Consider the following 16,673-nt stretch of genomic DNA (forward strand, 5'->3'; position numbering starts at 1 on the left):
ACTGGACCGAGGAATTACAATGACCCACCTGACCCCAATCGAGATTCGCGATCTGCGCGACAAAAGCCCGAATCTGCGTGCGCGTGACTTTACCGAGCAGAACGGGTTGAGCGAAGCAGCCTTGCTTGCGGCTTATACAGGGCAGGGCGTGACACGCATTGACGCACATCCAGACCAGATCATGGCGGCTGCGCAAGAGTTGGGTGAGGTGATGGCGCTGACACGCGTGGCGTCCTGTGTACACGAAAAGGTCGGCGTTTATGAAAACTATCATTCAGGCCAGCACGCATCCATGGTGTTAGCCGAAGACATTGATCTGCGCATTTTTGCCTCCCACTGGCAGCACGCCTTTGCGGTTGAAACGCCAACGGATGAGGGCGTGCGGCGGTCCTTGCAAGTGTTTGATGCGGCAGGGGATGCGGTGCACAAAATATTCCTGCGCGAGGCATCATTGGTTGATGCCTGGGCGGGGATCAAGGAAAAGTTGACGCTGGAAAGCCAAAGTCAGGTGATAGAGGTCAGCCCGCGCCAGCCTGCCGAGGCGGCCAAATCCGATCCACTCAAGCTGGATATCTTGCGCAAGGAATGGGCGCGGCTGACGGATACACATCAGTTTTTGCGCCTGTGTTCCAAGCTCAAGATGAACCGTTTGGGCGCTTACCGCATTGCAGGTGCGCCTTTTGTGCGGGCGCTGGCACCACAGGCCGTGGATCAGATGCTTCATCTTGTACAAGAACGCGGCACCGAGATCATGTTTTTTGTCGGCAACAGGGGGTGCATCCAGATTCACAATGGCCCGATCAAAACACTACGCGCTATGGGGCCGTGGCAAAACGTGCTGGACCCGAAATTCAATCTACATTTGCGGCTGGATCACATTGCCGAAGTCTGGGCCGTTGAAAAACCCACCCAGCGCGGCATGGCTGTCTCGGTGGAGGCTTTTGATAAAAACGGCGGGCTGATTTTCCAGACCTTCGGATTGGGTAAAGAGGGCCGCGATAATCGGCCCGCGTGGAAAGAGATTGTAGATGCGCTTGAGGGTCTGGAAGAGCAGGTGCCAGCATGATGCGCAGTAGTCTTTCAGCGGCAACGCAATTGCGCTTGGCCCTTTCGGCAGCATGTGTCGGGATCGCGGCGCTTTGTGCTGGGCCCGTTTCGGCGCAATCCTCTGATGCGACACGTATTTTGTCCATCGGTGGCTCGGTGACAGAAATCGTCTATGCGTTGAACCAGCAACACCGCTTGATTGCGCGTGATACGACGTCGGTGTTCCCCGAGGCCGCAATCAAATTACCGGATGTGGGCTATATCCGTGCGCTTTCCGCTGAAGGCGTGCTCTCTGTCGCGCCAGAGCTGATCTTGTCGGAAGAGGGCGCAGGCCCGCCCGAGACAGTTGCCGCGTTGCAGGCAGCGTCGATCCCCTTTGTCACCATTCCCGAAGCCTATACGGCCCAAGGAGTCGTGGCCAAAGTGCTGGCCGTGGGCGAGGCCTTGGGGCAACAGCAGGCTGCACAGGCGCTGGGCGATCAGATCAACCAGCAGTTTGCGCAGGCGGCTGACAAGTTGAACGGCGTGACCGAGCGCAAGAAGGTGCTGTTTGTGCTCTCTACCCAAGGCGGGCGGGTGCTGGCTTCTGGTACGCACACGGCAGCGGACGGGATCATCACCATGGCGGGGGGCATCAATGCGATCACGGCGTTTGAGGGCTATAAACCCCTGACAGATGAAGCGATTTTGGCTGCGGCCCCTGATGTGATCCTGATGATGGACCGTACAGGCGATCACGCAATTGATGATGAGGCCATTCGCGCAATGCCTGCGTTTATGCCCACAGCAGCCGCACAAACAGGCGCGATTATACGTATGGATGGCGCGTATCTACTGGGGTTTGGCCCGCGTACGGCACAAGCGGCACTTGACCTGCACGCAGCCCTATACGGCGGGTGATCTGATGACGGCTCTGAGCGAGGCTCCCCGCGTGATGGACCGGATGCAACTGGCCCGTATGGCGCATCTGTGGCTGGCGGTATTGCTGGTTCTTGTGTCGGTGGCCAGTTTGGCCATTGGTGCTTCTGGTACGTCGCTTTGGGCTGCTTTGATGAAAGTGGCGCAGGGGCAGACGTTGACTCAGACCGAAGAGGTTGTGTTATGGGATATCCGTGCGCCGCGTCTGGTGTTGGGTATCTTGGTCGGCGCGTCGCTTGCGGTATCAGGGGCGGTCATGCAGGGGTTGTTTCGCAATCCGCTTGCCGATCCGGGCCTTGTCGGGGTGAGCGCGGGCGCGGGATTGGGCGCAATCAGTGCGATTGTTCTGGGCGGTCTGCTGCCTGCATCTGTGGCGGCAATCACGGGGCCTTATCTGGTGCCTGTTGCTGCGTTTTTGGGCGGATGGTGCTCAACAATGTTGCTCTACCGTGTGGCGACACGGGGCGGGCGCACGTCCGTGGCGACGATGCTGCTGGCGGGGATCGCATTGGGCGCGCTGTCTGGTGCGGCATCGGGTCTGTTGGTTTATGCTGCGGATGATCGTCAATTGCGAGACCTGACCTTTTGGGGCCTCGGATCATTGGCGGGGGCCAGTTGGGCCAAGGTGATGATCGCGGGGCCTTTGATTTTACTGGCGGTTGGCGTTGCCACCACTTTGGGGCGCGGTTTGAACGGGCTGGCGATGGGGGAGGCCACAGCCCATCACATCGGTATTCCAGTACAACGGATGAAAAACATCGCCATTTTGACTGTCGCCGCCGCGACGGGGGCGGCGGTGGCTGTATCTGGGGGCATCGGGTTTATCGGGATCGTTGTGCCGCATCTGCTACGCCTGTGGACGGGGCCGGATCACCGCACCTTACTAATCAATTCGGCGCTGTTGGGCGCTATTTTACTGCTGGTGGCAGATATGATCAGCCGCGTGGTGATCGCGCCTGCCGAACTGCCCATCGGGATTGTAACTGCCGTGTTGGGTGCGCCTGTGTTCTTGTGGATACTGCTGCGTAAACGCGGCATGGTGGATATGTGATATGATCAAAGCTGTTGATATTTCTGTGACGCTGGGCAAACGCCTGATTTTGGATCATGTGGCGTTTGAAGCGCAGGCGGGACAAGTGACCGCTATTGTCGGGCCGAACGGATCGGGTAAAACGACGCTGCTGCGGGCTGTTACAGGAGATGTTGCGCATAAGGGCGTGGTGTCACTGGAAGGGGCAAACATCGCCAAAATGCCCGCGTGGGAACTGGCGTCACGTCGCGCAGTCCTGCCACAAGCCAGCACATTGGCCTTTCCCTTTACTGTGATCGAAGTGGTGCGCATGGGGCAGCAAAACGGCAGCTCGGGTGGGTTTGAACCAATAGCGATGGCCGCGTTGGCCCGCGTGGGTCTACAGGATTATGCCAACCGCTTCCTTCAGGACCTGTCGGGTGGCGAACAACAGCGCGTGCAATTGGCGCGGGTGCTGGCGCAGGTGTGGTTCCCTGTGGTGGATGGCATGCCGCGCTGGCTGTTCTTGGATGAGCCTGTCTCGGCGTTGGACATCGGGCACCAATTGCAAGTGATGCAAATCATGCGCGACTTTGCGCAGGCGGGGGGCGGCGTGATCACGGTGATGCATGATCTCAACCTGACAGCCATGTATGCGGACCGCGTTATGATGATGTCTGGTGGGCGTTTGATTGCCAATGATGCACCTGCGCAGGTGCTGACGGATGACATCCTGTCGCGGGCTTATAATTGCGATTTACAGACCAATGTACTGCCTGCGGCAGGCGTGCCGTTCATTCTGCCGCATATGGCGCAGGTTTAGCGCCGGCGCGGTGCGAATTTTACTCGCTTTAAAGGGGGAAGGTTTGATAAGGGGACGTGAAACACCCTGAGTAGGTTCCCCATGTCCAAGATTCCCAGCCCCTGCATCGACGTATGCAAATTTAGACGCGAAGGTCACTGTATCGGGTGCTCAATGACCAAAGCACAAAAATCTCTGTTCAAATCCATCAAGAAGGACGCGCAGCGCAAGGGGTTTGTTGAGATGTTGACTGCGCAGCAAGAGCGGATGGGGAAGTACAGCCATTGGGAAATCAAATACCGCAAAATGCTGCTGAAAAAGAAAATCGCGGCCGAGACTGTTCTCTGACCGCGATGTTCCGTATTCTTAGCGTGCTATCTGAGCAGGGTTTAACCCGCGAGGTGTGAACGCAGGAACCAAGCAAATTTCTCATGCACAGTGCCGCGTGCAATGCACAGATCTTCGGTCAGCGTATCGCCGTGTTCGGCTGCCAATTCACCACAACCAGCCAGCGTGGCTGCCAGTGTTTCTTGGGCCTCTTTCATCATGCGGATCATTTCAACGTCGCTGGCAGTGCCTTCATATTCGGCAACCTTAGAGCGTTTGAGCATACCGGACAAAGTGCCTTCGGCGTGAACGTCTAACATGCGAACACGTTCGGCCAAATCGTCTTGGGCGATAAAGTGATCTTCGTAGATTTTCTGGAACAGGTCGTGCAGGGGGCCGAAGGCCATGCCCTTAACATTCCAGTGGAAATTTTGCGCAAGCATTGTTGTGACGGCTGTTTCCGCAACGGATTGGTTCAGCGCATCGGCAATTGCGGTTTTTGCGTCGGTGGTCAACGCGGAAGCTGTTTGTGTCATCGATACACCTCAGAATCTAAATTGGGATTTAGCTGGCTGGCGTGATGCTGGCTCGCTGTGTTTCTAAACATAGCGACGAATTTTGATTTGCCAAGGCCTTTTAGAATAATTCTAAACTTGAGGAAATTGCTCGGATATCCGCCCGAGCAAATAGCCGATGTATCTGCGGTCTGGTGCTGCGATGCGTGACCTCAGCAAAAATGCCAGACTGCTGGTGTCATTGTCCTCGATCGAGGCAAGGCAGCGCATGACCCATGCCTCGTCAAAAGACAATTCACTGGCGCCCGGTTGAAACCACTTGATCGGCTTGTTCACAGCATCTGGAAGACACTTTACCAAAGTCGCAACAAAGGTGCGTTTGGCGTCTTCACCCTCAAGTGTAAGTAGCGCGCAGGCCTCAAATAAATCGGTACGCGCCGCAACACGGCAGCCCATCGCCGACAGGCGTAAATGGTTCAGAAGGTCCCGTGACCTGTCACTGATCCTCTGGGGATTTAACCCGGCAGGCAGGTGGGCCTGTGATGTATAAGGCACTTCAATGTGACGCAGCATATCAAGATATTCCATGCACCGAGGTAGGGTGTTTCGTTTAATTCTGACTTTATATGTAAGGTATTCGTGCGCGTAAAAAAAGGGGGAAGTTTTGACTGCTTTTTTTTGGGGGGGAAATTGCGGCGGACCGGGCATTTCACAGCAGGGGAGGTCGCCAATTTATCGGGCGTTTAGGCCGGATTGGCCTGGGCAGTGCAGATTGGTCGATATTTGTACAAAAAATCCCTCATGGGATGAACGAGCTTGATTCCCTCTTAATCTAAACTCTGTTAAATCATCCACATGAGCATTATTTTAATCACCGGGGTTATTGCCTCACTCTTCCTTGTCATCGCAATTGCAGAGCCGATTGCCGAACGATTGCGCCTGCCGTACAGCGTTATTCTGGCTGTTTTGGGCATTCTGATTGGCGGCGGTGCGATATTTTTCCTGCGAACGGATTTGACGGATGCGCTAAATCCTGTGGCCGAGGCCATTTTGGGCCTGCCGATCCGCTCTAATGTGTTTTTGTATGTGTTCCTGCCGACATTGTTGTTTCAGGCGACGCTGGGGATGAATCTGCGGCGGATGCTGGATGATTGGGTGCCGATCCTTGTGCTGGCTGTGGTTGCTGTGGTCGTTGCAACGCTGGGCGTGGGGTATGCGCTGGCATGGGCCAGCGGGTTGCCGCTTGCGGCTTGCCTTCTCATCGGTGCGATCGTTTCAACAACAGACCCGTCAGCGGTTGTGTCGATCTTTCGGTCCATTTCTGCGCCGCGCCGTCTGGCGCGGATTATTGAGGGGGAAAGCCTGTTGAACGATGCGGCGGCGATTGCGCTGTTTGGTTTGTTCATGGGGTTTGTGATGCTGGGAGTGCCAGACCCCACGCTAACTGATGCATTAGGCCAATTCCCGAAATTGATCTTTGGCGGTGCCGTAACGGGGTGGTTTGCTGCGCGGCTTGCGGTTTGGGTCATGGCGGGTTTTGGCCGTCATGAACGCGCACAGATTTCCGTATCGGTGGCGCTGCCGTATCTGGCCTATATCGGTGCTGAGCAGATCGTGGGAGCCTCTGGTGTGATCGCGGTTGTGACGGCGGGCCTGACGATGAATCTAACAGGCCCGCGCCGCCTGTCGCCGCTGACATGGACCAACCTCAACGAGGTGTGGAACCTTTTGGCGCATTGGGCAGGGGCGTTGATCTTTATTCTTGCCGCCCTGCTGATCCCGCGCCTGCTGGAGGCTGTGCGCCCGACGGATTTTGCCCTGATCGGTGTGGTGATCTGCGCGGCTGTGGTGGCGCGTGCGCTGATCTTGTTCGGGCTGTTGCCCTTGCTGACGCGCCTGCGGCTGTCCCCTGCGGTTGAGCGGCCATACCGCGCTGCGATTTTGTGGGGCGGCCTGCGTGGGGCGGTTACGCTGGCGCTGGCGCTGGCGGTCACCGAGAGCCTGCTTGTGCCTATTGAGATTAAAAGGGTGGTTGGTATTCTGGCCACGGGGTTCACATTGTTCACGCTGCTTGTGCAGGGGACAACACTGCGCAGTGTCATTGGCTGGTTGGGCCTTGATCGCCTGTCGCCGATCGACGAGGCGCTGTCGCGGCAGGTGGTGGCGGTTGCGCTGCAAACCGTGCGTGAAGATGTGTCGCGCGTCACTGAAAACTACGATCTGACCCGCGAAATCGTGCGCTCCGAAGCAAAGGGTTTTGGGGAGCGTCTGGAAGAAACCGTTGGAGCGGCGGAAGACGGTGCAGAAATTCTGGACCGTGACCGCATTACGCTGGGGCTGATCGCGCTGGCGGGCCATGAACGCGACACCGTGTTGGTGCGGATGCGCGAACGGACGATTTCACAGCGTATGGCGGAGCAGGTGCTGTCAGATGCCGACCGCTTGATCGAGGGGGCGCGCTCTGGCGGGCGTAACGGCTACCAACGCGCGGCACGGCGCAGTGTAGGTTATGGACGTGGCTTTCAAGTGGGGGTGGCCCTGCAGCGGCGTTTGAACCTGTCAGGGCTTCTGGCGCGTATGACCGCCGACCGTTTTGAATTACTGCTGTCACAACGGCTGATCCTACGTGATTTGGGGGCGTTCATTGACGGGCGTATTCGCCGTATTCACGGGCGCCGCGTGGCTGACCTGCTGCATGAACTGTTGGCGCGGCGCGTTGAGACGATGGAGACCGCGCTGGAAGGTCTGCGCCTGCAATACCCCGGATATGCAGAAGAACTGGAGCGCCGTTTCATCCGCCGTACCGCGCTGCGGCTTGAGGAACGTGAATACACCAATATGCGGGAGGACGGGCTGATCGGGGCCGAGGTCTATACCTCATTGATGCAAAACCTGAATGCGCGCCGCGCCGCGACAGAACAACGTCCGACACTTGATATTGCGATTCAACGTTCCGAATTGGTGCGGCGTTTCCCGCTGTTTGTGGACCTCGACGAGGCTGCTCTCAAGCAATTGGGTAAGTCACTCAAGACCTTTTACGTCAATTCCGGCAAGTGGATTTTGCGTAAGGAAGATGCCGCCGAGAGCGTGTTTTTCATCGCCTCTGGTGCTGTTGAATTAGAAAGCGCAGGCCAGACATGGCGTCTGGGGGGCGGTGAGATGTTTGGCCAGATGGCGATTGTGACCAAGAAGGCGCGCCGTGCTCAGGTGCGGGCCATTGCACCGTCTACGCTGATGGTGCTGGATGCCGAACGTTTCCGCCGCTTGCTAGAGCGCAGTCCGACCTTGCAACAAAGCATCCGTGCCAGCGCCGAGCAGCGTGGCATAGACCCGACTGTATTGATCATGTGAAGGGGAGGGGGCGGCCTAGGCCGTATGTGCAAGCAGGTAGTGTAGAGAAGGGGCTTGGACCATTACAGTCCAAGCCCTTTTTTCTTAGAAGTGGGCGGAACGTGCGCCTGCTACTTTTTCCACTGGAGGAGAGAACTTGGTCAGGTCAATGCCCTCAACCGCAGTCTTGTATTCCTCGATGGTTGGCGTGCGCCCCAAGACGGCAGCCAGAACAACAACCGGAGTAGAGGCAAGCAGGGATTCGCCTTTCTTCTCGGTTGTATCTTCTACTACGCGGCCTTGGAACAAACGTGTGGAAGTCGCCAGAACGGTATCGCCCTTTGCGGCTTTCTCTTGGTTGCCCATGCACAGGTTACAGCCTGGACGCTCAAGATAGAGAATGTTCTCATACTCGGTGCGCGCTGTGGCTTTGGGCATAAAGTCATCAAACTCAAAGCCTGAGTACTTCTGCAAGATTTCCCAATCGCCTTCTGCTTTCAACTCATCAATGATGTTGTAGGTCGGGGCCGCAACCACCAAAGGCGCTTTGAACTCGACCTTGCCGTTCGCTTTTTCAAGGTTCTTCAGCATCTGGGCAACAATCTTCATATCGCCTTTGTGAACCATGCATGAGCCAACAAAACCCAAGTCCACTTTCTTGTCGCCACCATAGTAGGAAACGGTGCGGATCGTGTCGTGAGTATAGCGCTTTGAAACATCAGCGTTGTTCACGTCAGGGTCCGCGATCATGGGCTCGTCGATGATGTCCAGATCAACAACAACTTCAGCGAAATACTTGGCGTTGTCATCCGGTGTCAGCGCGGGTTTGCTGCCAGATTTGATCTCGGCGATCCGTGCATCGGCTTTGTCGATTAGGCCTTGCAGGGTCTGGGCGTCATTCTCCATGCCTTTGTCGATCATGATCTGGATGCGGCTCTTGGCGATTTCCAGTGATTCAACCAGCGTGTCGTCTTCTGAAATACAGATCGACGCTTTGGCCTTCATCTCGGCTGTCCAGTCGGTAAATGTGAAAGCCTGATCCGCCAGCAAGGTGCCAAGGTGCACTTCGATGATGCGGCCTTGGAAGACGTTATCGCCGAATTGCTTGAGCATCTGTGCTTGGGTTGCGTGCACAACGTCACGGAAATCCATGTAGCTTTTCATCTGGCCTTTGAACGTCACTTTGACGCTTTCAGGGATCGGCATTGTTGCCTCGCCCGTTGCCAGCGCCAGCGCCACAGTGCCCGAATCTGCGCCAAAGGCCACGCCTTTGGACATACGAGTGTGGGAATCGCCGCCGATGATGATGGCCCAATCATCCACAGTGATGTCGTTCAGCACTTTGTGAATCACATCCGTCATGGCGTGGTATGCGCCTTTCGGATCACGCGCAGTGATCAAACCGAATTTGTTCATAAAGCTCATCAGCTTGGGGATGTTGGCCTGCGCCTTGAGGTCCCAAACAGAGGCGGTGTGACAGCCCGACTGATACGCGCCGTCTACCGTTGGCGAAATGACCGTGGCAGCCATGGCTTCCAGCTCTTGCGAGGTCATGAGGCCTGTGGTGTCTTGTGAACCGACGATGTTCACCATGACGCGCACATCTGATCCCGCATGCAAAACCGCACCCGGAGACACACCGCGTGCGTTTTTGTTAAAGATTTTCTCAACAGCGGTCAGGCCTTGGCCCTCGTGCGAGATTTCTTTGGAGGGGGCAAAGGCAGATTTCAATTCTTGGCCAAGGGTTTCGGCAGCAAATGTTTGCAGCTTCTTACCAAAGACCACGGCGTATGAACCGCGCGCTTTGATGAACTCAACCTTTTGGGGCGTCAAAGAGGAGGAGATATCAACCAGTTCTTTATCGCCTTCATAGAGTTTTTTGGTTTTGGTGTTGATGGTCAGAACCTTGCCTGTTTCAACGGAATAGGTTTGCTCCAGCACCGGATCGCCGTTTGCATCCATTACTGTCTTGCCATCTGCATCCAGCTTTTTAACCCAGTTTTTCAGGTCAATGCCGATGCCGCCCGTCACGCCAACGGTGGTCAGGAAGATCGGGGAAATGCCGTTGGTGCCGGCCACGATGGGGGCGATGTTCACAAAGGGCACATAGGGGCTGGCCTGTTTGCCAGTCCAGAGTGCAACGTTGTTCACGCCAGACATCCGTGACGATCCAACGCCCATGGTGCCTTTTTCCGCAATCAGCATCACACGCGCATCAGGGTGTGCCTTTTGCAATTCCTGAATTTCAGCCTGTGCCGCAGGGGTGATCATGCATTTGCCGTGCAGTTCACGGTCCGAGCGCGAGTGCGCCTGATTGCCCGGTGACAGCAGATCGGTTGAGATGTCACCTTCGGCAGCGATGTATGTGATGACTTTGATTTCTTCTTCAATCTCGGGAAGTTTGGTGAAGAATTCGGCCTTGGCATAGCTTTCCAGAACATCTTTGGCGATGGCGTTGCCGTCTTTATAGGCCGCTGCAAGGCGCTCCATATCTGCGTCATAAAGGAAGAATTGTGTTTTCAGGACTTCAGCGGCTTGTTGTGCAATCGCTTGGTCGTTGCCCAAAGACAGTTCCAGAAGGGCGTCAATGGAAGGGCCGCCTTTCATGTGGGACAGTAATTCAAAGGCGAAGGTCGGGGTGATCTCGGCAACGGTTTGCGAACCCAGAATGATCTCTTTGAGGAAAGCCGCTTTGACAACGGCAGCGCTGGTTGTACCGGGCAGGGTGTTGTAAATGAAGAAGTTCAATGCGCCTTCACGGTGGGCATTGCCTGTGTCTTTGATCAGGGAAATAAGCTCGGCTACCAATGCGCCATCGTCGATGGGCTTTGGGCTCAGATCTTGTGCTTTACGTGTTCCGATTTCGTCGAGGTAATCTGTGTACAAACTCATGTTTATCCTGCCGGTATAAAGTTGGATTTAGCTTGGAAATGCGGGGGAAGCATACTGACTTCTACCGCTGGTGTGATTTAGTTGTATGCAATGGTATACTGAATGGTGACGGATTGCAATATAGGCTCGGGGTCTGGTAGCCGCGAGGCTTGTCTTTTTCCAGATGATTTTCTCCAACGCGGGTGCTTTTGAAAAGGCCGTTGCGTGAAAACATGATGGGGTCTTGCTGATGGTTACTGCTCATTATTACGTGGCTCATAGCGGTAATCATGTGCAAACATGGCGCAGGCCACAGGTGGAGGGACGGAATGGATAAAAGAAGTGCAAGCGTAGCGGATGCCGTAGCGGATATCCCTGACGGGGCGACGGTGATGATTGGCGGCTTTGGCGGCTCCGGTGCCCCGATCGAATTGATTCATGCGTTGATCTTGGCTGGGCCAAAGGGGCTGACAGTGGTCAATAACAACGCGGGTAACGGCCATGTGGGTTTGGCTGCTTTGATTGAACAAGGACAGGTAGACAAGCTGATCTGCTCGTTCCCGCGTTCTGCTGATCCAAAGGCATTTACCGATTTGTATCAGGCGGGCGGGATTGAGTTGGAACTGGTGCCGCAGGGCACTTTGGCTGAACGCATCCGCGCAGGTGGGGCAGGGATACCAGCGTTTTATACGCCGACCAGCTATGGCACCGATCTGGCCAAGGGCAAACCTACGGCTGAATTTGACGGGCGTACCTATGTGCAAGAACGATGGCTGAAGGCGGATTATGCCCTGATCAAAGGTGAGCTGGGTGATCCGATGGGCAATTTGACCTACCGTATGGCAGCGCGCAATTTCAATCCAGTTATGGCGATGGCAGCAACCCGCACCATCGCTCAGGTCTCGCGCTTTGTAGAGACGGGGGGGATTGAGCCCGAAGTAGTGATCACACCGGGTATCTTTGTGTCGACAGTCGTCGAGGTGCCAAATCCTCAACAAGAAGAAGTCCTGATCCGGCAAAAGGCGGTTTTCCCATGAGTATCAACCTAGAAAACATCCAGTTGAACAACGCCCAAATCGCATGGCGTGCAGCGCAAGATATTGAAGACGGGGCTTATGTGAATCTTGGCATCGGCTTTCCTGAAATGGTTGCGCAGTTCCAGCCCGAAGGGCGTGAGGCGATTTTTCATACGGAAAACGGCGTGCTGGGGTTTGGCAAAGCCGCCGAGGCGGGGGAAGAGGATTGGGATCTGATCAATGCGGGCAAAAAGGCAGTGACGATCAAGCCGGGAACGGCGTTTTTTCATCACGCCGATAGTTTTGCGATGGTCCGCGGCGGGCATTTGGATGTGGCCATTTTAGGCGCTTTCCAAGTGGCCCAAAATGGGGATCTGGCAAATTGGTCAACGGGGCGCGGTGGGGTGCCGGCAGTGGGCGGTGCCATGGACCTTGTACATGGTGCGCGCCGCGTTGCGGTTATCACTGATCATGTCACCAAAAAGGGCGCACCTAAGTTAGTGGACGCTTGCACGATGCCGTTGACTGGCGTTGGGTGTGTGACGCGGGTCTATACATCGCTTTGTGTTGTGGATGTTGTAGAGGGGCGGTTTGTCTTGCGCGAGAAACTGGCGGCGATCTCTATGGATGATCTGCAATCTGTGACGGGGGCTGTCTTGCATGTTGGCGACACGGTGAAAGACCTTACTACGCCCAGCCTGTGATGTGCTGGGTCAATGCCGTTTGAGGCAACCCGCATCACCTGTGTTGCTAAAAGATGATGCCGTCGGATTTGAGCTTTTCGATCTCGGCGGCAATGATGCTGGAAAAGGCGTGCCCGATGCCACTCAGGGGGCGCTCTTTGGGCACAAACTGTGCAATGTCCCAGCGAATTGACGGCAGGAGCGGGTGGTCTGCAACGGTGTCGGGGTTGCACAGCAAACGCGCCACTGGGTCCACAATCGCAACGCCCAATCCGGCCTCAACCAGTTTGACGACACCGTGCAGGGTGCGGCACTCGGCGGCGATGTTTCTTTCAAACTCGATGGTCTGCATAAGGTAATCGATACGCGTTCTCAGCGGGCTGCCAGCGGAGAGGTCAATGAAAGGTTCGTCTCGGATGCGGGGGAGGGGAATTGCGCCCGGTGCATCCAGATGGTGCCCTTTCGGCAGGATGCAGCGTGCCTCGCAGGTCGCCAACCGCGTGACAGAGGCCCCGTAAGGGTCGGCGTCAAGGGTGATGCCAAATGCCAGATCGCAACTGCGCTCGCTGATCATCCGCAACATCTCACTCATCCCGACATCCAGCAATCGCACGCTGACATGCGGGTGTGTTTTCCTGAATTCCTGTAGGGCGCTGATGAGAAACGTATCGCAAAATATCGGTTGGGCCGCGATGACAAGATGGCCGCGCTGGTTGTTGGCAATAGCACTGGCTTCCTCGGCCATGGCGCGCATGCTGGCAAGGCTACGTGATACGGTTTGGTGAAATTGAAAGGCTTCGGGTGTGGGGACCAGCTTGTTTCGTTTGCGTAGAAATAAGGCAAACCCCGTTTTCTCCTCAAGCGCAGTCAGGAGGCGGCTGATCATGGGTTGGCTTAAACCGCAGTCTTTTGCAGCGCTTTTTACACCTCCAAGGCGCATATAGGCGTCAAAGGCCTTCATTTCTTGAAATTTGATCATGGAGTCGCCTCAGTATGCACTTTGGTTATACTTTAGGTTTCTGTTGCGGGAAATAGAATACTGTGAATTCTCCGTCCTCACATTCCAACAGGTCTTCCGGACCAAGAAAAATGAGGTTCCAAAAATGAAGAAGATTCTCTCGACCCTCGCTATTGCAGCGACGATGACCGCTGGTGCAGCCGCTGCCGACAGCGGCTATCCTGACCGTGCGATTACACTGGTTGTGCCTTACGGTCCGGGTGGTGCATCTGACCTTGCTGGCCGTGCCTTGGCTGAATCGGCAAAGCCGTTTCTGGGCCAGCCAGTGACAGTGATCAACAAACCGGGTGCAGGCGGCATGAACGGCGCACGTTCGGTTGTTGAATCCGATGCGGATGGCTACACGGTGCTGCTCGCACGTGTGGGCATGGCGTTGACGCCTGCTGTGAACCCGCAAGCAACCGTAGATTGGGATGCCTATACGTTCCTGTCCGCGCTTGAGGCCACACCAATGATCCTCGCGGTAAAGGGCGATGCGCCTTACAATACCGTTGAGGAACTGCTGACAGCGATCAAAGACAGCAACGGCGCGATGTCTTATGCGGCGTCTGGCGCGACCGCGATTGACGGTTTCTCTACACAGGCTTTGTTGTCAGATGCGGGCCTTGACCCCCTCACAGCAGCAACGCTGGTGCCCTACAAAGGTGGCGGCGCATTGGCGACGGCACTGTTGGGTGGTCACGTTGACTTCCTTGCTGTTTCCGCTGGTTCCTTGCTGCCGCATGTTGAAAGCGGTGACATGAAAGCATTGATGGTTTACGCGCCCGCACGCATGTCAAAACTGCCCGACGTCCCAACAGCAGCCGAGCTTGACTATGAGCAAGCCGGTCAAGTGACAGGCTGGAGCGCGCTTTATGCTCCTAAAGATCTGCCCGCAGATGTACTGGCGAAATGGCAGGATGTTTTGGGTCAGGTTGCGACGGATGAGACATGGCTGACACTGGCTGACCGCCGAGGCTCTATCTCTACTGTCGGAACTGTCGACATGTCTGCTTATGCCCAAGAACAGTATGAATTGTTCAATGGCTTGGCGAAGAAATTCGGCTACCTCCCTGCTGAATAAAGATTTGTTGTAAAAACGGGGCCGCGACCGCTTGAGGTCGCGGCCTTTATTTTGGGGACACCAGAGATGAACTTTAATATAAATCGTGGCCCGCTGTTGCGCGGAGTGGCTATTGTCGTGTTTTTCGCCTTTGTTGCTCTTGTCCTCATACCAGCCTACGTACCACGCCCGGCGTTTATTCCCGGATTTGCACCGCCGCCTGATATGTGGCCCCGCACCGTTTCGATCACCGGCATTGTGCTTGGGCTGGTCGTGATTGTGGGCGCGTTGACAGGGCGTGTGGCCCCGCAAGACCCCATTGATACAGACGGCGGCTCGTCAAAAACGCATTTGATGCGCTTTGCTGCTGTGGTGCTGTGCTTTGCGGGATTTATTGTGCTGGTGCCCTACATCGGTTTCTTGCTGTCGACGGCACTGCTGACGGGCGCAGCGATCTATCTGGCCGGCGAACGCCGCCACTGGATTTTGGCGCTGGCCATTTCATTATTGGGCCCTGTGTTGCTCATTAGCTTTTTCTCATCCGTGCTCGGAACGCAGTTTCCTATGGGCGCTTTGACCAAACCCTTTGGCTTCTGATCGGAGCTCATGATGTTGACTGAAATTCTCTCTGCCTTTCAGGCTGTTGCCACATGGCAAAACCTACTTATCATGACTGCCGGCATATGGGGCGGCGTGATTGTGGGCGCGATCCCCGGTATGACGGGGACAATGGCGGTGACGCTGGCGCTGCCCTTTACCTTCTACATGGCACCAGTGCCTTCCATCTTGCTGCTGGTCGCTTTGTACAAAGGCTCGACCTACGGCGGGTCGGTTTCTGCGATCTTGATCAAGACACCGGGCACCGCGTCTGCGGCTTGTACAGCACTGGACGGGTATCCGCTGGCGCAGCAGGGTAAGGCAGGCAAAGCGCTTAACATGGCGCTTTATTCCTCGGTGACGGGCGATTTCATCTCAAACCTGTCGCTGATTTTTCTGGCGGCGCCGTTGGCTATTCTGGCGCTGCGTGTCGGGCCGCCTGAATATTTCATGCTGATGCTTTTTGCACTTTCTACCGTTGCCGGTGTGTCGGGGAATTCTTTGTTGTTGGGCGTGGTATCTGCCTCTTTAGGTCTACTGCTCGCCACTGCGGGAGAGGACCTTTACGGCTCGTTCCGCTTTGCATTTACCGATGACATGCAGGCGGGCCTGTCGGTCGCACCTGTGTTGATCGGCCTCTTTGCGCTTCCTGAATTGATCAAGCTAATCGTCTTTCGGGCGGCAAACCGTGACGTGGCCGCAAAGCTGGGGGACCAGCAGGTCACCCGTGCAGAGTTTATGGGCTCGCTCAAATCCATTTTGCGCGGCTCGGGCATCGGTGTCATCATGGGAGCCATCCCCGGTATCGGACCATCGGCGGCGGCTTTCTTTTCCTACGGCGAAGCGCAACGCAGCTCGAAAAACGGCGAGAATTTTGGTAAGGGTGAGCTGGAAGGCATCGCAGCGTCGGAATCCGCCAACAACGGCGCTTGCGGGGCCACGATGATCCCGCTTTTGGCGCTAGGTGTACCGGGTGACGTGATCACCGGTGTCATGCTGGGGGCCTTTATGATCCAAGGGCTGACCCCTGGGCCGCTGTTGTTCCAGACCAATATTCACGAAGTGTACATGCTGTTTATCGGCATGCTGATGTCTTCTGTGTTGCTGTTCGGGGCAGGTAAAATGACAATGCGGATGTTCTCTTATGTCTCGCATATTCCGCAGACCCTTCTGACGCCAGTTGTTTTGCTTCTGTGTCTGTTCGGAATTTATTCCATCTCGTCCAGCATGTTTGATGTGACCATCTTGTTGATCATGGGGGTTGTCGGATTTTTGATGTTCCTGATGAACATCCCTGCGGCACCTTTCCTCATCGCCTTTATCCTAGGCCCGATGATCGAGGAAAACCTGCGCCGCGCGTTGGCGATCTCACGCGGGGATCCGATGGTCTTGTTGTCTTCGCCGATCACATGGATTTTTGCTGTGTTGATCGTGTTTGTTGTCGGGTTGACCATTCGACGCGAAATTTCCAAATCCAAAACCAGAAAGGCCTAATCAA

Annotated in this window: 15 protein-coding genes; 11 read left to right on the forward strand and 4 right to left on the reverse strand. The window is 55.8% G+C overall.

The window, feature by feature from the left end; genetic code table 11:
- Positions 1-19 precede the first annotated feature (19 nt).
- From GGR95_RS13730 to GGR95_RS13750, 5 genes are all read left to right on the forward strand, one after another.
- Positions 20-1,066, forward strand: coding sequence for a hemin-degrading factor (locus tag GGR95_RS13730; RefSeq protein WP_184566796.1), 1,047 nt, complete (start codon positions 20-22; stop codon positions 1,064-1,066).
- Positions 1,063-1,947: a heme/hemin ABC transporter substrate-binding protein gene (locus tag GGR95_RS13735; RefSeq protein WP_246423383.1), complete on the forward strand. Its 885-nt coding sequence runs from the start codon at positions 1,063-1,065 to the stop codon at positions 1,945-1,947. The genes GGR95_RS13730 and GGR95_RS13735 overlap by 4 nt, the downstream gene beginning before the upstream one ends.
- A gap of 4 nt (positions 1,948-1,951) precedes the next feature.
- On the forward strand, positions 1,952-3,016 hold the full coding sequence (locus GGR95_RS13740) for a FecCD family ABC transporter permease (protein WP_184566874.1): 1,065 nt from the start codon (positions 1,952-1,954) through the stop codon (positions 3,014-3,016).
- 1 nt (position 3,017) lies between these two features.
- Positions 3,018-3,797 carry a heme ABC transporter ATP-binding protein gene (locus GGR95_RS13745; protein ID WP_184566798.1) on the forward strand — a complete coding sequence of 260 codons (780 nt, stop codon included), beginning with the start codon at positions 3,018-3,020 and terminating at the stop codon, positions 3,795-3,797.
- Positions 3,798-3,878: 81 nt separating this feature from the next.
- Complete coding sequence (locus GGR95_RS13750; protein WP_184566800.1) at positions 3,879-4,124, forward strand: DUF1289 domain-containing protein; 246 nt, start codon at positions 3,879-3,881, stop codon at positions 4,122-4,124.
- A gap of 41 nt (positions 4,125-4,165) precedes the next feature.
- On the opposite strand, the gene GGR95_RS13755 is transcribed toward GGR95_RS13750, so the two are convergent.
- Positions 4,166-4,639 carry a Dps family protein gene (locus tag GGR95_RS13755; protein WP_184566802.1) on the reverse strand — a complete coding sequence of 158 codons (474 nt, stop codon included), beginning with the start codon at positions 4,637-4,639 and terminating at the stop codon, positions 4,166-4,168.
- A 111-nt stretch (positions 4,640-4,750) separates the two neighbouring features.
- Positions 4,751-5,206: a hypothetical protein gene (locus GGR95_RS13760; protein WP_246423384.1), complete on the reverse strand. Its 456-nt coding sequence runs from the start codon at positions 5,204-5,206 to the stop codon at positions 4,751-4,753.
- Positions 5,207-5,473: 267 nt separating this feature from the next.
- Between GGR95_RS13760 and GGR95_RS13765 the strand changes: the two genes are divergently transcribed.
- Positions 5,474-7,969, forward strand: coding sequence for a cation:proton antiporter (locus GGR95_RS13765; protein ID WP_184566804.1), 2,496 nt, complete (start codon positions 5,474-5,476; stop codon positions 7,967-7,969).
- 84 nt (positions 7,970-8,053) lie between these two features.
- Here the strand turns inward: GGR95_RS13765 and GGR95_RS13770 are convergent, their stop codons facing one another.
- Positions 8,054-10,840: a bifunctional aconitate hydratase 2/2-methylisocitrate dehydratase gene (locus GGR95_RS13770; protein WP_184566806.1), complete on the reverse strand. Its 2,787-nt coding sequence runs from the start codon at positions 10,838-10,840 to the stop codon at positions 8,054-8,056.
- 308 nt (positions 10,841-11,148) lie between these two features.
- On the opposite strand from GGR95_RS13770, the gene GGR95_RS13775 reads away from it, so the two are divergent.
- Both GGR95_RS13775 and GGR95_RS13780 read left to right on the forward strand, forming a co-directional pair.
- On the forward strand, positions 11,149-11,856 hold the full coding sequence (locus tag GGR95_RS13775; RefSeq protein ID WP_184566808.1) for a 3-oxoacid CoA-transferase subunit A: 708 nt from the start codon (positions 11,149-11,151) through the stop codon (positions 11,854-11,856).
- Entirely contained in the window at positions 11,853-12,539 is a 687-nt protein-coding gene (locus GGR95_RS13780; RefSeq protein ID WP_184566810.1) for a 3-oxoacid CoA-transferase subunit B, read from the forward strand. The genes GGR95_RS13775 and GGR95_RS13780 overlap by 4 nt, the downstream gene beginning before the upstream one ends.
- A 46-nt stretch (positions 12,540-12,585) precedes the next feature.
- Here the strand turns inward: GGR95_RS13780 and GGR95_RS13785 are convergent, their stop codons facing one another.
- The gene (locus GGR95_RS13785; protein ID WP_184566812.1) at positions 12,586-13,497 is read right to left on the reverse strand and encodes a LysR family transcriptional regulator; all 912 of its coding nucleotides are present in this window, start codon (positions 13,495-13,497) and stop codon (positions 12,586-12,588) included.
- Between the two features lie 124 nt (positions 13,498-13,621).
- Between GGR95_RS13785 and GGR95_RS13790 the strand changes: the two genes are divergently transcribed.
- The 3 genes from GGR95_RS13790 (at position 13,622) to GGR95_RS13800 (ending at position 16,669) form a co-directional block, all read left to right on the forward strand.
- Positions 13,622-14,599 (forward strand): tripartite tricarboxylate transporter substrate binding protein, encoded by a 978-nt coding sequence (locus tag GGR95_RS13790; RefSeq protein ID WP_184566814.1) that lies wholly within the window; start codon positions 13,622-13,624, stop codon positions 14,597-14,599.
- A 66-nt stretch (positions 14,600-14,665) separates the two neighbouring features.
- Entirely contained in the window at positions 14,666-15,175 is a 510-nt protein-coding gene (locus GGR95_RS13795; RefSeq protein ID WP_184566816.1) for a tripartite tricarboxylate transporter TctB family protein, read from the forward strand.
- 12 nt (positions 15,176-15,187) lie between these two features.
- The gene (locus GGR95_RS13800; protein WP_184566818.1) at positions 15,188-16,669 is read left to right on the forward strand and encodes a tripartite tricarboxylate transporter permease; all 1,482 of its coding nucleotides are present in this window, start codon (positions 15,188-15,190) and stop codon (positions 16,667-16,669) included.
- Positions 16,670-16,673: the final 4 nt, after the last annotated feature.

The sequence above is a fragment of the Sulfitobacter undariae genome (assembly GCF_014196805.1).
GTDB lineage: Bacteria > Pseudomonadota > Alphaproteobacteria > Rhodobacterales > Rhodobacteraceae > Sulfitobacter > Sulfitobacter undariae.